Origin of the sequence: Streptomyces sp. NPDC018019 (assembly GCF_044327805.1) — a bacterium.
Taxonomy (GTDB): domain Bacteria; phylum Actinomycetota; class Actinomycetes; order Streptomycetales; family Streptomycetaceae; genus Streptomyces.
Window position 1 is genome coordinate 230334 of record NZ_JBIRGD010000005.1, and the last position, 15446, is coordinate 245779.

Here is a 15446-nt window from a genome sequence, read left to right on the forward strand (position 1 = left end):
CCCGGTTCTTCGGGATGGGCCGGTTCCCCGACACGACGTCGAGGGGCGGGGCCATCCCACCACTGCACGTATGGCTGCCGTCCCGGAATCGGACAGCAAGCCTTGCAGGTCAAGAAGTACAGCCGCCGGGGCGTCACCCGTGTTCTGTGGCTGGAGAAGGTTGCCGACAGCGGCAACGTGCCCACCCGCCCGGAGCTGAAGGCCGGCACGGACCTGACGAACGCCATCGCCTCCATCGACGGGTGGACGCTCGCCAACCAGCCCATCGAAACGCCGGACCTGGGCAGCACGTTCGAGAGCAGCATCCCGGGCAGCGACAAGGCCGACGACTCCTCGCTGGGGTTCTACGAGGACAAGGTCAGCGACGAGATCGAGCAGCTGCTCACCAAGGACGCCACGGGCTGGGTCGTGTTCCTGCGCAAGGGCGACGTGCCCGGCAACCGGTCCATGGACGTCTTCCCCGTCCGGATCGGCTCCCGGTCGCCGAACTACTCGACCGACAACGAGGCCGCGAAGTTCACCGTGTCGTTTTCGATCACGGAGAAGCCGACGCAGGACGCCGAAGTTCCGGCCGCTGATACCCCGTCGCCGCCGAAGTTCGACAAGTAACCCGGCCCCCTCCCGCTCCCGGCCGGGTGCGCACGCAGCGGCGTCCCACCCCCTCCTCGGCGCCTGCCCGCGGCCCGGCCGGGCCTGTTCTCCTGGAGTCCTCCATGCCCGGCACCTCCCCCTTCCCCGCTGCCCCGCCCGCTGAGGCGGTCGCTCGTGACGCGCACTGGGCGCGCAAGCTCGCCCGGCTCCGCGCGAGGCAGCTTCCCGAGTACACGCTGCGTCTGTGTGACGACCTGGCTGCGAAGAAACGTTTGGACCAGGCGAAGCTGGAGGCCGCGCGGCTGCGCATGGCCGACGCCGAGACGGGCGCTGATCCTGCGGAGGTCGAGCGGGCCGAGGTGGAGCTGAAGGAGGCGCAGACCGCGTACGAGGCGGCGTCGCTGTCGCTGACGTTTCGGGCTCTGCCGCGGCCGGTGCTGGACGGTCTGATCCGGCGGTTCCCGCCGACGGAGGAGCAGGCCGAGGACGGGGATGCCTGGAACCCCGAGACGTTCCCGGCCGCTCTGGTCGCCGCGGCGCACATCGAGCGGGACGAGTCCGGGGCCGAGGTCGAGGGCCTGTCCGAGGAGGACGCCCAAGATCTGCTGGATTCCTGGCCGGCGGGTGAGGCGAACGCGCTGTTCGCGGCGGCGTGGCAGGCGCAGCAGATCAGCCGGGCCAGTACGGAGGAGTTGGGAAAAGACTGATCGCGGACGCGCAGCTTCGGGCGGAGCTGGAGCTGTGCGACCGCTACCGGATCCCTCACTCGTTCTTCCTCGGGGCCGGGGACGGCCGCTGGTCGCAGACGGACCGGGTCAAGGCGCTGGCGTTTGAGGCGTACCGGCGCAGCGTGTGTGAGCAGTGCGGAACCCGGGCCGCGGAGTGGGACGAGGAGCAGGGTGGTGACCGGTATGCGTACGTGACGACCACGGTGCGGTGCGTGGGCTGTGAGCTGATCGCCACGGAGCAGGACCAGGTGCCGGACGGCCCCGCCGGCTACGGGGTGCGTATCGGTCTGGTGCCGCGCGAGCAGCACCACCAGCAGTAGCAGTAGGACCTCCGGCGGCGTTGGGGCGACGCCGCCGGGGTGAAGGGCAGGGCGCGGGGAGTTAGGGCGCCGCCCGGTGTCGAACTACACGCTCAGCGTGCAGATGCGCGCTGATGCGGCGCATCTGCTCTCGCAGGTGCGGCAGGCGTCGCGCGCGATGCGGGAGCTTCGGCGCGACACCGACGCCCTGCGCGGCGGCCTGGGCCGTATCGGCGACGGCGGCCGGGCCGCTGCCGCCGGCCTGCGGTCGGTGGGCCGCTCCTCCCACGAGGCCGGGGCGGGGCTGCGGCGGGTCGGCGCGGACGGGCACGCGTCGATGAGCCGCCTGCGGCACGGTGTGCTCTCCGCCCGGCAGGAGCTGCACCACCTGCGCGACCTGGTGGTGGGCGGCGGCATCGTTGCCGGTCTGGCGGAGATCGCCAAGGAGGGCAACGAGTACCAGCGGTCCATCAACAAGTGGGGCGCAGTCACCGGCGCCTCGGGCGTCGAGATGGTCCAGGCCGCGGCCAAGGCCCGCGAGCTGGGTGCGGACCTGACGCTGCCGGGCACGTCGGCGGCCAAGGCCGCGGAGGCGATGCTGGAGCTGGCCAAGGCCGGTCAGACTTCCACCTCGTCGCTGGCCAACGCCCGCGCCGCGATGCAGCTCGCCGCCGCCGACAACCTGTCCGCGGCCGACGCCGCCCGCTACCTGGGCGACGTGATGGACCAGTTCGGTCTGTCGTCGAACAACGCCGGACGGGCCGCGGACGTGCTCGCGGCGTCGGCGAACGCCGCGTCGGGCGGGTTGCAGGATATCTACTACGCGATGTCCTACACCGGCCCCGTCGCCGCACAGCTGGGCATCTCGATCGAGGACTGTTCGGCGGCGGTGGCGATGCTGGCCCGCTCGGGCATCCTCGGCTCCAAAGCAGGAACGTCCTTGCGCGGGATGCTCACCAACCTCGCCAAGCCGACCGCGGCCGCGAAGCGGGGCCTGACGGAACTGAACATCGAGGCGTGGGACTCGCAGGGCAACTTCAAGGGCCTGCGGACGGTGATTGAGGGCTTGGAGAAGGCCCAGCACCGCATGTCCCAAAAGGACTTTCTCGCCGCGGCCTCCGCGGTGGTGGGCAAGCCGGCGCTGGCCGGTGCGGCGGCTCTCGCCCACCAGGGCGCTGCGTCTTTCGACCAGATGCACACGGCCATCGCCCGTACGGGCGCGGCCGGGGAGATCGCCGCATCGCAGACCAAGGGCCTGTCGGGTGCGGTCAGCCAGCTCAAAACGCAGTGGTCCAACACCGGGCAGGTCCTGTACACGGCGGCGGCGCCGGGGCTGGAGAAGGTCACCCGGCTGCTGACGGCCGGGCTCGGCGCCGCCACCCCGCACATCGCGTCCGGGCTCGACTACCTGCATGACCTGTACACCCTGGCCCGGCCGGGGCTGGCCAAGGCTGCCTCCGATGAGATCGACGACCTGACGGACTCGTTTTCCGGGCTCGGCAAGCCGCTTAAGGATCTCGCCCTCGACACCGTCGCCGCCGGGCTGAACATCCTGGTCAACGTCGGCCGTGCGGGCCTGCGGGTACTGCACAACATCGGGGATGCCGCCTCCCCCGTCGCCGAGGCCATCAGCGACGTGGCGAGCGAAGCGGGCGGCGGAGCGTCGGCGCTGGACATGGTCGTCACGGCCGCGAACCTGGCCAGCCGCGGCTTCGGAATGCTGTCGGGCGTGCTGGTGCCTATCGGGCATTTCATCGCCGCGCTGGTGCACGGTTTTGCGGCGTTGCCGGGCCCGGTGCAGACGGCGATCGCCGCGATGCTGCTGGCGCGCCGGGTCACGCCGATGATGCAGAACCTGGCCCGCACCGTGACCGGGCCGGTGGTCGGGGCGTTCCGGTCGGCCGGGGCGCAGATGCGCGAGCAGCAGCAGCTCGCCGCCGCGAACGGCCGGGAGATCGGCCGGATGGGTGCGGCGTTCGCCGTGCTGGAGAACCGGGTGCCGGTCGTGGGCCGGATGGCGTCGGCGTTCCGCTCCGCTAACGGCCCGGCTTCCGGGCTAGCCCGCTCGATCGGGGCCGGGCTCAGCGGGGCTGCGCGCGGGCTGATGGGGGCGCTGGGCGGGCCGTTCGGTGTGGCGATCGCCGGTGCCGGTGTGGGGCTGTCGATGCTGGCCGACCGGCAGCAGCAGGCGGCGCAGGAGGCCGCCGAGCATCAGTCGCGCATCAGCACGCTCACGCAGGCGCTGCGGGAGTCCAACGGGGCGATCACCGACAGTGTGCGGGCGACGGCCGCGCAGTCGGTCATGGACACCAAGGTGTTCGACGGCAAGAGCCGCCTGGTGGATGTGATGCGCGGCGCCGGGGTGAGCGTACGGCAGCTCACCGACGCCTACCTCGGGCAGAACGGCGGGCTGGAGGCGCTGGAGCGCAGCCTGCGGCTGACCGCCAGCGCCAACAGCGACATGCGGTACACGGCCGCGGGCGCGTTCCGTACGTACTCGGAGAAGGGGCAGGCCGCCTACGACGCGGCCAAGGCGCTCGGCTCGGTCAAGGGCGAGATGAACCAGGCCGCCAAGGACGCCCGGGATCTGGCGGATGCGACCGGGCGCAGCGGGGCGGGGGCGAGCGCGGCGCTGGGCCCGTTCGGGAAGTTCTCTGACGCGATGCGGCGCCTGTCCGACACCACCTCGGACGCCGACAGCCGGGCCCGCGCCCTGCACGACGCCCTCAACGTTCTGGCCGGCGGGTCGGTGAACCTGTCGGCCGCCCAGGCCAGGTTGAACCGGTCGGTCTCCGACGCCAAGGACTCGCTCAAGGGCGGCGTGGACGAGGCGGACGGCTACCGCGATGCGCTGCTGAACGTGGACGGCTCGCTGTCCACGGTTACCCGCAACGGCCAGAAGCTGTACGACACCCTTCAGGGCCTGTCCACCAACTCCGCGGACGCGGCGCAGGCGGCTTACGAGTTCGCGCAGTCGCAGGGCAAGAGCGTGCCGGAGTCGCTGAAGGCGGCGCAGGCGGAGATGGCCAAGGCCCGCGCTTCGGCGATCGCCACGGCCGAGGGTTACGGGCTGAGCGCCGAGCAGGCCGCGAAGCTCGCGGATGCGGCGGGCCTGGTGCCCGCCAACGTGTCCATCCTGCTGCAGACCGCCGGCATGGAGCCGGTGATGGCGCAGCTCATGGCCGTGCAGCAGACGCTGAAAGCCACCCCGGACCAGAAGACGATCACCGTCTCCAGTCTGGACAACGAGGCCCGGGAGAAGCTGACCAGCCTCGGCTTCAAGATCAAGGACCTCAAGGACCGCACCGTCCAGGTGACCGCGCCGACCGATGCGGCGCGCAGCAGCCTGGACCAACTCATCGCGAAGATCGCGGCGACGCCCGGCGCGAAGCACGTCGCTGTCTCCTCGTCGACGCAGGCGACGATCACGAGCCTGGAGGCGGTCCGGCAGGCAGTCGCGGGGGTGCCGGGCGGCAAGACGGTCACGGTCGCCGCGCCGACCGGTGAGGCGCGTGCGCAGCTCGAAGCTCTGGGCTTCTCGGTCAATGACGTGCCCGGCAGCAAGACCGTGACGGTCACGGTGCCCACCGGACCGGCCACCTCCAATGTGTCCGCGATCCAGCAGGCGATCAACTCTCTGAGTGGGCGCACCATCACCAACTACGTCCAGACCCGCTATATCGGCGCGCAGGTCAACGGTGTGCCGCTGATGAAGCAGGCCAGCGGCGGCATCGTCACCTACGCCGACGGCGGTACGCGCGAGAACCACGTGGCGCAGATCGCCAAGGGCGGCGAATGGCGCATATGGGCGGAGGACGAGACTTTTGGGGAGGCATACATCCCTTTTGCCTCCTCCAAGCGGGCCCGGTCGAAGGCCATTTTGGAGCAGGTGGCCAACCGCTTCGGCGGCACCGTCACCTACCACGCGGCCGGCGGGCTGTCGGACTGGTCGTACCAGCCGGTGGGCAGCACCGGGCTGACCGTCTCGGATGTGGTGTCGAAGTCGCAGCGCAAGGACAAGCACGGCGACGAGCACTTCGACTTGGGCCTGTTCGAGCGCAACCTGCACTCCTCCGTACGCACCGCGCAGGCATGGCGCGGCGATCTGGCCACCGTCGCGCGGCGCGCGGGGTCGGAGGTCGCCAAGGCGCTGGAGGACATGGGCGAGGACGGCATCGCCCTGACGCGGAAGATGGCCCGCGGCTCCAACCGCTACATCAGCGACATGGCCGCCCAGTTGCGGTCACTGGCCGGGGCGGCGCGGTCGTCGCTGGCCGACTACACCGGCCAGCTCGCGGGCGCGGTCAAGGACGCCACCGCCTTCCAGAACAACCTGGCCCGCCTGGCGGGCAGCGGCTACGGCGACCTGGCGAGGCGCCTGGCGCAGCAGGGCGACGCCAACGCCGAAGCCCTCGCCGCGCAGGCCGTCAAGGACAACAGCAAGGCCCGGCAGGCCAACCAGGTCGCCAAGGACGCGGCGAAGGTTCTCGACGGTGACCAGCTCACCGACCTGGTGAAGATCATCAGCTCCCTGGCGAAGGGCCGCGGGCTGCATGCGGTCGCAGAGCTCGCGGGGCTGGAGGAAGACCGGCTGATCGAGGTCGCCAACCTGTCCACAAACCAGATCCGCGGCACCGGCAAGGCTGACCGGTTCCTGTCCGACCTGGTGAAGGCGAACGCCGGGCGTGCCTATGCGGACGGCGGCATGTGGGCGCCGGGCATCTACTCCTCGCCGTCACCGAACGGGCTGATTAAGTTCGCCGAACGCTCCACCGGCGGCGAGTCCTACATCCCGCATGCGGCGGCCAAGCGCGGCCGGGCCACGGCGGTGCTGGCGCGCACCGCTGACCGGTTCGGCTACGACCTGGCGCCGCGCCGTCTGGTCGATGCCGCCGCCGGCCGCTCCCGGGTGGTGATCGTGCACCAGGCCCCGGCGATCGGCAGCCAGACCATCCACGTGCGCCAGAGCACGGCGTCGGCGAACGACATCGCCGACGTGGTCGCGTACCAGATGCGTCGGGCCAAGCGCGGAGGCGCCCTGCGATGAGCGCCCCGGAACTGAAAGAGTGGCAGTTGGAGTTCGGCGGCATCGTGATCGGCCACGGCACGCCCGTGCCGGTCGCGGAGATTGAAGGGCTCGGCCGCGCCGGCGTGCGCGGTGAACCGGTCCCCCGGCCCGGCGCCGACGGAGCCTGGCCGTCCCCGGACTTCTACGAGCCGCGCACGGTCCGCATCGACTGCGCGGTCAAGACGCCCGGCGATCCGGCAGCGGCACGGCAGATCGTCGCCGACCTCCAGCGCGCGGCCGACGACCCGCGGCTGCGCCTGAGCGGCGGGGCGGTGATGCCACTGCGCATCAAGTGGCCCGGCTCCCCGGTCCGCGTCCTGTTCGGGCGGCTGACCAAGCTCGATCCCACGTGGGCGGATGCGGCCCACGGCTGGGTGCCGCTCGACATCGAGTTCACGGCCACCGACCCGCGCTTTTACGCCGACGCCGAGCAGCAGACTGCGCTGCGGCTCGGCTGGCTGTCCGGCGGCGGCTTCACCGCCCCCGTGCACGCCCCGATCAAGGTCACCAGTGGCACGGCGTCCGGGCAGCACCGGCCGGGCTGGGTCACCAACGCAGGCGATCTCGATACCCACCCGGTGATCACGGTGTACGGGCCGTGCGCCAACCCCGCGATCATCCATGCCGAGACCGGCCGGACGCTGCGGCTGCCGGTGGTGCTCGGCGCCGGCCAGTGGGTGCGGGTGGACACCCGGCCCGGCCAGGCCATGGCCGTGCGCGACAACGGCGGCACCGTCGCCGTCCCTGACCGGCTGGACACCTTCGTTCTGTCGCCCGGCCGCTCCGAAATCCGCTGGACCGCTGCCGATCCGACCGCCACCGCCCGCCTGACTGTCGCCTGGCGCGACGCCTTCATAGCTCTCTGAACAAGGACACATACGACCGATGACGCTCGCCCAGGCCCCGCTGCTTGTCGACGGCGCCACGCACTCCGCCCAGACGTTCCGCATGATGATCCGCGATCTGTCCCGCGGCGGTGAAGGCATCACCGAGGCCGCCGACCTGAAGGTCACCCCGCTGCCGGTGCCCGGCGGAGGCGTGCAGATCGCGGACGGCTCGGCCGTCATCCGGGGGCAGGCCAACGCCTGGCAGGGCTCCTACACCGCCTACAACATCGGCGCCGCCACCATCCCCATCGCACCCACAGGCGCTACACCGCGCTCGGATTTGATCGTGCTGCGCATCACCGACCCCGAGTATGAGGGCGGCCTCGACCCGGCGAAGGACGCCATCAACACCTTCGATGTGATCCCCAACGTCCCCACGACCGCCACGGCCCCGCCCCCCGGGGTGACCGGCATCGCGCTCGCCCGGCTCGACATACCGGCCTCCACCGCCACCATCACCGCCGGCATGATCCAGGACCTGCGCAACGTCGCCAACCCGCGACGGGAGCGGTCGCTGCGCACCTCCTACCCGCACACCCTGTCCAAGGCGTGGCAGGACGACGACCAGTGGCACACCTGGCCCCCGGAGGCCCAGTGGAAGATCACTATTCCCCCGTGGGCAACGAAGGCGATCATCGTGCTCACGCTCGCCGGGCTGCGCCTGGACTTCGACAACGTCTACGGCGTCGTGCGCCTCGTCCTGGGCAACCGGCCCAGCGAGGGCACCGTCATCGACGACGACCAGGGCAAGGGCGTGCGCCGCACCACCGCCGTGATCGCCGACACCCTGGCCGTGCCAGCCGAATACCGCGGCACCACCCAACAGCTGTACCTCGAAGCGCGGATGGCCACGACCATGAAGGGCGACCTGTCGGCTGATGAGGGGACTTCCATCGTCTGCGATGTGGAGTTCACCGAGGGCCCGGTGTGAGCTACCGCTACCTGACCCAGCACGCCCTGACCGGCCAGTGGCTCACCCAGCACCTGCCGCTGACCGACGTGGAATTCGGTGAAGAACTCAATGGGCCCGGCCACCTGCGCGGCTCTCTGAAACCGCACCTGGCTGGGCTGGTTCCCGAGCTCGCCAGTCCGGGAACGGTCGTCCTCTACGCCGAGCGCGACGGGTTCCTGCGCTGGGGCGGCCTCGTGTGGCAGGCCGAACCGGAGGGCAACGAGTTGAAGATCGAAGCCGCCGGTTGGACCTCGTACCTTCAGCGCCGTCATGACCTGGACGGCGAGCTCGGCGGCCGGGGCCCGTACGTGCACGGGGACCCGTGCCGCATCATCCGCGACATCGTCGCCTACGCCCAGTCCATCCCCGACGGAGACCTCGGAATCACCGTCGATCCGGCCGTCTCTCAGGGGACGGTGGGCACGCCCGGCGAGCCGTGGCATTCGCGCTGGTGGGAAACGCCGGTCCTCGGCGACCAGATCGATGACCTGGTCAAGGCGCCCGACTCCCCCGACTACTCCTGCACCACCTGGTGGGACGCCGACGGCCGCCCGGTGCGCCGCATCCGGCTCGGCTACCCACGGCTCGGCACCCGGCGCCGCGACCTGATGTTCGCCAGCGGCCTGAACATCACCGACCGCGCCCCCGTCACCTACAGCGCCGATGAGTACGCCCAGGTCGTCATCGCCACCGGCTGCGGCGAAGGCCGCGCCCAGCAGCGCGCCATCGACGCTGTGCGCAACGGCCGTCTGCGCCTCGAACACGTCCTGGAACTGCCCGATGTACGCAGCACAGACGTCCTCGCCCAACGGGCGAAGACCGAACGGGCCTGGCGCCAGCAGATGGGCGAAGTCGAGCAGATCACTATCCGCAACCACCCCGCCGCCCCCTTCGGGTCCTGGCAGGTCGGGGACGACGTACAGGTCACCATCCGCGACGAGTGGGGCGACTGGTCCGGCTGGTGCCGCATCACCGGCTGGACCCTGCACCCCGACACGGATGCCGGCGAGACCGCCACCCTCGACCTGCGCCGCGCCGACACCTTCCACTACGCCACCGCCGTCTGACCTCTGACGAAGGAGATCCACACAGTGCCTGCTGACCTCGGTGCCCGCATTACCCAGATCGAGCGGATGCTGCGCACCGTCATCCGCTCCCCGCGCCTGACCAACGCCTCCATCGAAGGCGGTGCCGTCCAGGTCTACGACGAACACGGCTCTCTGCGCGCGCTGGTCGGCCAGCAGCCCGACGGCACCAGCGGCGTCACCGTCGTCAACGGACCCCAGCCCCCGACCCCAGCGCCGCCGACCGTGGCTCCGGCACTGGCCGCCCTCACTGTTACGTGGGATGGCGCGTTCACCGACGAGGCTGCCGCGCCACTGGACTTCGCCCGTATCGAAGTACACGTCGGCCCGGATGCCGGCTTCGAGCCGTCGCAGGGCACGTTGCGCGACACCATCGAAACCGCCCAGGGCGGCACCGTCACCGTGCCCCTTCCCTACACCGCCTGGTGGGTCAGGCTGCGGGCGCGGACCCTGGCCGGCGTCGCCGGGCCCGCGTCGACTGCCGTGGAGAGCACTCCACGCCAGGCTGCGGCGGCTGATATCCAGGCCGGGGCGGTCACCGCCGAGAGCCTGGCGGCCGACGCCATCACCGGCAAGCGCATCGTCGGCGGCCGCATTGACGGCGCCATCGTCACCGGCAGCACGGTACGCACCGGCGCCGACGGCAACCGTGTCGTCGTCACCCCGACCCCGCCCGCGCCGCTGGAGCAGATTCCTTCCGTGCTGCTGCACTCGGCATCCGACCTGGAGAAGGCTCCCGGTGCGCTGCGGGCCAACAACAAGTCGGACGGCACGGCCTTTCCGACCGTGGAGCTGACCGCGCCGGCCGTGCAGATCGACCGCTGGAACCGGCCCGATACCTCCGCCCTGCAACTGCGCTCGCCCCAGCTTCACGAGCACGGCGGCGCTTTCACGCTGACCGCCTCAACGGGCCTGAACCGGGAGCAGGGCAACGTCACCATCTACGGTGCCAGCGGCAGGGGCCCCGCCGAGACCGCGTTGTTCCGCATTGATGTGGAAGACGGCCCCGAAGCCCCCGGCGACTCGGACGGGCAGTTGCGCGCCAACACCACCGTTGAAGCCACCGGCACCCAGTTCTCCGTCACCACCGTTTCCGACCGGAAGGTGGCCTCAGCCACGCTGACCTCGGACGGCATAGCTGTGGAGGGGTGGATCACGCGCCCCGCCAGCGACTGGCAGCCGCTCACCCTTGTGCCCAACGTCACCTCGGGCTCCCAGTACCCGCACGTACGAGTGACGGCAACGGGCACCCTCGAACTGTGCGGGTACGTCAACCTCGCCGACCCTGAGATCCGCAGCGGACGCCTGATCGCCGCCCTCCCCGACGGCTACCAGCCCCCCGGCGTTCGCCGCGTCCTGGCACCGTCGTCTGCCGGCGGCACCATCATCCGTCTGGACATCAACGCCGATGGTTCACTGCGGCTGTACCCGATGGTCGGCAGCCGGGCCTCCTGGATCGGCTTCGACGGCATCACCTGCCGCGCCAGCTGAGCGCCGATTTTCTGATTCTCTGCTCCGGCAGCGGTCGTTCGCCGTAGGCTCCCCACCGTGTGACAGCACGTGCTGCCTCCGTTCACTCGTGTACCCGGACATCGGGTCCGGGGCGAATACCGGAGGTGGGCATGCGTCGCCGTTTAGGGAACCTGGTCAACCGGCTGGGCCGACGTGAACTGGCGCTACTCGTCATCGGAGCAGTCGTCTCCGCGGTGGCGGCCAAGCTCGTCGACTCCGTGCTGTAGCTGGCGAACCTGGTGCCTAGGCCGCACCAAGTTCGCCAGCCGCTCAGTGAGCCTGTCAGCGTTCCGCCCCGGGAGGGCGCTCCGGCGCCCTCCCGGGCCTCATCGACCGGCACTCGCCAAACGGCATGCCACCCGGGGGCAACGACTCGACTACCGGGCCACACCCGTTACAGCTCCATGCCTGACCACCCCCTAAAGTTCGGGGGTGGTCAGCGTCGTTCGAGAATGTCACATCCCAACTTGACGGGGGGGCGGGTATGGCAAATTAGTACAGCGCACGTCGCCGGGCCGCCCCCGCCCCAGCGCATTCATCAGGTCGGTAGCAGTCCGCGCGACGGCGTCCTGCCTGCACGGTCCTGTCGGCCGGTGGGAAGCACCACGAAGACGTAGGTGGGCCCGAAGGTGAGGATCAGTGCGGTCACAGGCAGGTTTCACGGCCAGAGCGTATGGCCGCCCAGTCGGCACCTGAGACACGAAGCCTCTCGTAGAGCCGGGGTGGATACTCGCGCCGAGCCGCTACGGCTCACGCATGGTTGCTGGTGCAGCCCGGATGGCCAGGCCAGTCCGCGCAGAAGGAAGGATTTCCTGATTCTCCGATCAGGCAGTGGCGATTCGCCGTAGGCTCCTCACCGTGTGACAGCACGTGCTGCCTCCGTTCACTCACGTACCCGGGCATCGGGTCCGGGGCGAACCACTGGAGGTGGGCATGCGTCACCGTTTAGGGAACCTGGTCAACCGGCTGGGCCGACGCGAACTGGCATTGATCGTCATCGGAGCACTCGTCTCCGCGGTGGCGGCCAAGTTCGTCGACGCGCTGCTGTAGCTGGCGTCCCCGATGCTTGCGACATCGGGGCCGCCAGCAGCTCAGCGGGCCGGACAGCGTTCCATCTCGGGAGGGTGCTCCGGCGCCCTCCCGAGCTCGCTGATCACCGTGTGGTTGTCAAGTTCGGCTCCGCTCAATTTGCGAGCACACTTAAGTTACCGGTGGCGTGAGCCTCCCACATAGCTGTTGTGTACGCACCCGTTAAATTCAAATCGACGCCGCCGCACTTGCCGGTCGGACCACGGTTCCCCACTTCGTTGGGCACCGTACGATCGTGATCAGGCGTGGGGTTGCCGGGAGTGATTGCGGTGTCTGTGCCGCCGGGTGCCGAGCCCACGCTGTGGGAGCTGCATCGTGCTGTCTCGCAGTTGCGGGAGGACCTGCGCGGTGACCTCGCCCAGCTCGCCGCCCGTCTCGATCATGTGGTGACCGAAGATGTGTATCGGGCGGATCAGCGGGTGGTCGAGCAGCGCATCGGTCAGGTCGAAGCCGGCCTGTCGGCGCTGCGGAGTGAGCATGAGCAGGTGGTCGAGCGTGGTGCGCAGCAGCGTCGGGAGGATCAGGCGCAGGCGGCTGCGACGCGGCGGCTGGTGATCAGTTCGTTCGTCTCGCCGCTGCTGGTGATGACGTTGCAGCTGTGGCTGGCGTCGCACGGGTCGGCGTCGTAGCCGGTCGAGGGGTGAGTTTGTGGGTGCGGGGAGATAGTGAGCGCCGAGTTGGCGACGCCGATGAGCCCTGACCGTCTGGTGACTGCCTTGCGGGCAGAGGGTGTGAAGGTGGTGGAGCGTCCGGGCTGGCGGACGCACAACCGCAATGGAAAGGGGCCGTGGGGCCCGGTGAACGGGGTGATGATCCACCACACCGTCACCTCCGGCACGAGCAGCACGGTCAGCATCTGCGAGAACGGTTACGCGGGTCTTCCGGGGCCGCTGTGCCATGGAGTGATCGCGAAGGACGGCACGGTCTACCTGATCGGCAACGGCCGTGCCAACCATGCCGGCCGTGGGGACGGCGATGTGCTGCGCGCTGTGATCGCTGAACGGGCGCTGCCCGCGGCTGACCAGGCCGATACCGACGGCAACACGCACTTCTACGGGTTCGAGTGCGAAAACCTCGGTGACGGCTCGGATCCGTGGCCGGACGTGCAGCTGGAGGCGATCGAGCGGGCGGCGACCGCGCTGTGCCGGGTGCACGGCTGGGGCGCCGGGTCGGTGATCGGTCACCGGGAGTGGCAGCCCGGCAAGGTCGATCCGAAGGGCTTCGGCATGGGTGATCTGCGTGCGCGAATCGCCGCACGTCTGAAGGGGCGGCCGACCGGTGGCGGCTCCAGCACCGGCGGGGCGACCGCTTCGACGTACACGGTGCGGCCGGGCGAGACCCTGTCGGGCATCGGCGCCAAGCTGAAGATCAGCTGGAAGGCCATCGCGCAGGCGAACGGCCTCACCGCCCCATACGTGATCACCCCTGGCCAGCAGCTCAAGCTCCCGGGCACCGGCGCGCCCTTCGGCGGCGGCAGTTCGTACAGTCCCCCGCCGTTCCCCGCCGGGCTCGCACCGAACCACAGCTCACCGTCGGCGCGCGGCCTCCAGCAGGCGCTGAAGGACACCGGCTGGCTGGACCCCTCGGTGCCGCTGTCGGACAACTACGGGCCGCAGACGCAGAAGGCCGTCGCGGGCTTCAACCGCAAGCACAACCTGTTCACCACCGGCCATCCCTATGACCCGGCCATCGGCCGCCGTGGCTGGGACCTGCTCCACCGACTCGCCTACGGAAGCTGAAGCCTTTGCTCACCTTCATCCACACGCACAGCACCCGGCTGTACGCCATCGCCGCAGCCGCCCTCGCCCTGGTCGCCTACTACGTCCCCGACCTTCCGACCGAACTGATCCTCGCCCTGGCCGCCGCCATCCTCGGTACGGGAGAAGCAGTCCAGCGGATCGAGGACGCCAAAACGACCAAGGCGCTCAGCAGCACCGCACAGGTCACGACTGCCAGCACCCAGTAGATGCCTGATGGTGGTCCCCCTTCGCTCGGTCAGCGAAGGGGGACCGACGCGTGCTCCGAAAACCTGCCGTCGGCTATCACACGCACAGCACCCGGGTGTAAGTCATCACCGAAGCCGCCCTCCCCCTGGTTGCCTAGTACGTTCCCGACCTGCCAACCGAACTGCTCCTCGCCATGACTGAAGTTATCCTCGGTTCAGGCGAGGCGACCCAGCCTGCCGAGAACGCCAAGACCACCACGGCGATCAAGGCGCAGTGCCGCCCGCGGCCCCCGCCACCTAGTAGGAATCCAACGCTACGGCTCCTGCGTCCGATCGGCGGGGGCCTTGCGGTTCACCTGCTGAAGTGCGTCGGCCTGGCCAACGAACTGGATGGTGACCGCAAGGGCGAAGCGCCCCCTGCCACCCGCCGCGAGGTGCAAGGTGCTTCCGGGTGGCCGTTCGCAACGACGAAAGACCACAACTGAGCGGGCCAACCCACTAGTTGGCGCGTATGCGCAACCTGCTACTGGTACGCTACTTCCCAGGCAGCAGCGCCGCCCGAGCCGCTACGTCGTGCCCACACCACGACGTTGCCCCCGGCCAAGGTCCTTGGTGGATCGCGCATTACTGGTTCGCGTGCAGACCAAGGCGAGGTGTGGGTAATCGCCGGTGACGGAACTAGATGGTTCGCCATGCAACCAGGAAACGCGCCGCACAGCTCGTCAAAGCAGCTTCAGGGGTGCCTTACTCCGTAGCGCGCCAGCAGCGCAATTCACTCAGGGTAATTTCACGCGACGTCTTTCACCATCCGTACATCGCAGCAGTCATCAAGCAACTGGACTGCTCGGGTGTCAGTGTCCTGCATTGGTTCGCAAAGTTCGATCAAGGGCACAGGTCGGCAGAGATCAACTTCTCACCTTGTGACGGCGCCGCTGGCATCGGGCTGCTCTGCTGGGAATACGCCGCCTCGCACCCTCGCGGGTGGGGCCTGAAGACTTGCACCACACACACGGAGACCATCGCCCTGCTGCCCGGCGAGGTCGCGCCTAGGCCGAGTGATCTTGTTGAGGCCGTAAAGGCAGCGTACGCCAGTGAGGCAAACGAGCAGCCGCTGATCGAGTACCCCTACAGGCCGCTCGTTTGGGACACTGGCTACGACGACTTGAGTGTGTTGTTGTCGCGCTACGTGAGTAGTGCTGAAAAACTTAGCGGGGTGGCGCGTTGCTGTGCCGCCGGGTCCTGCTACCCCACCAAAGAAGGGGTCCTCGGTGACGCGCTCGCCTGACGGAA

Annotated in this window: 12 protein-coding genes and 2 pseudogenes; all 14 read left to right on the forward strand. The window is 69.7% G+C overall.

Features of this window, described 5'->3' with window-relative positions:
* Positions 1-102: 102 nt before the first annotated feature.
* The 14 genes and pseudogenes from ACH4FX_RS11135 (at position 103) to ACH4FX_RS11200 (ending at position 15441) form a co-directional block, all read left to right on the forward strand.
* The gene (locus tag ACH4FX_RS11135) at positions 103-609 is read left to right on the forward strand and encodes a hypothetical protein (RefSeq protein ID WP_398477421.1); all 507 of its coding nucleotides are present in this window, start codon (positions 103-105) and stop codon (positions 607-609) included.
* A gap of 104 nt (positions 610-713) precedes the next feature.
* Positions 714-1298 (forward strand): hypothetical protein, encoded by a 585-nt coding sequence (locus tag ACH4FX_RS11140; RefSeq protein WP_398477422.1) that lies wholly within the window; start codon positions 714-716, stop codon positions 1296-1298.
* Positions 1244-1639 (forward strand): hypothetical protein, encoded by a 396-nt coding sequence (locus ACH4FX_RS11145; RefSeq protein WP_398477424.1) that lies wholly within the window; start codon positions 1244-1246, stop codon positions 1637-1639. The genes ACH4FX_RS11140 and ACH4FX_RS11145 overlap by 55 nt, the downstream gene beginning before the upstream one ends.
* Positions 1640-1715: 76 nt before the next feature.
* Complete coding sequence (locus tag ACH4FX_RS11150; protein ID WP_398477426.1) at positions 1716-6665, forward strand: phage tail tape measure protein; 4950 nt, start codon at positions 1716-1718, stop codon at positions 6663-6665.
* On the forward strand, positions 6662-7552 hold the full coding sequence (locus ACH4FX_RS11155; protein WP_398477428.1) for a hypothetical protein: 891 nt from the start codon (positions 6662-6664) through the stop codon (positions 7550-7552). The genes ACH4FX_RS11150 and ACH4FX_RS11155 overlap by 4 nt, the downstream gene beginning before the upstream one ends.
* 19 nt (positions 7553-7571) lie before the next feature.
* Positions 7572-8504, forward strand: a complete 933-nt coding sequence (locus ACH4FX_RS11160; RefSeq protein ID WP_398477430.1) for a hypothetical protein — start codon at positions 7572-7574, stop codon at positions 8502-8504.
* Positions 8501-9592, forward strand: coding sequence for a hypothetical protein (locus ACH4FX_RS11165; protein ID WP_398477432.1), 1092 nt, complete (start codon positions 8501-8503; stop codon positions 9590-9592). Before ACH4FX_RS11160 ends, ACH4FX_RS11165 begins: the two co-directional genes overlap by 4 nt.
* 24 nt (positions 9593-9616) lie before the next feature.
* Complete coding sequence (locus ACH4FX_RS11170) at positions 9617-11101, forward strand: hypothetical protein (RefSeq protein WP_398477434.1); 1485 nt, start codon at positions 9617-9619, stop codon at positions 11099-11101.
* Between the two features lie 1379 nt (positions 11102-12480).
* The gene (locus ACH4FX_RS11175; protein WP_398477436.1) at positions 12481-12840 is read left to right on the forward strand and encodes a hypothetical protein; all 360 of its coding nucleotides are present in this window, start codon (positions 12481-12483) and stop codon (positions 12838-12840) included.
* A 48-nt stretch (positions 12841-12888) separates the two neighbouring features.
* Positions 12889-13662, forward strand: a pseudogene (locus ACH4FX_RS11180) (N-acetylmuramoyl-L-alanine amidase); the annotation flags it as partial.
* Between the two features lie 99 nt (positions 13663-13761).
* Positions 13762-13950: pseudogene (locus ACH4FX_RS11185) on the forward strand (N-acetylmuramoyl-L-alanine amidase); the annotation flags it as partial.
* Positions 13951-13955: 5 nt separating this feature from the next.
* On the forward strand, positions 13956-14177 hold the full coding sequence (locus tag ACH4FX_RS11190) for a hypothetical protein (protein ID WP_398477437.1): 222 nt from the start codon (positions 13956-13958) through the stop codon (positions 14175-14177).
* A 173-nt stretch (positions 14178-14350) separates the two neighbouring features.
* Positions 14351-14641 (forward strand): hypothetical protein, encoded by a 291-nt coding sequence (locus tag ACH4FX_RS11195; RefSeq protein ID WP_398477439.1) that lies wholly within the window; start codon positions 14351-14353, stop codon positions 14639-14641.
* A gap of 197 nt (positions 14642-14838) precedes the next feature.
* On the forward strand, positions 14839-15441 hold the full coding sequence (locus ACH4FX_RS11200; RefSeq protein ID WP_398477441.1) for a hypothetical protein: 603 nt from the start codon (positions 14839-14841) through the stop codon (positions 15439-15441).
* Positions 15442-15446 lie beyond the last annotated feature (5 nt).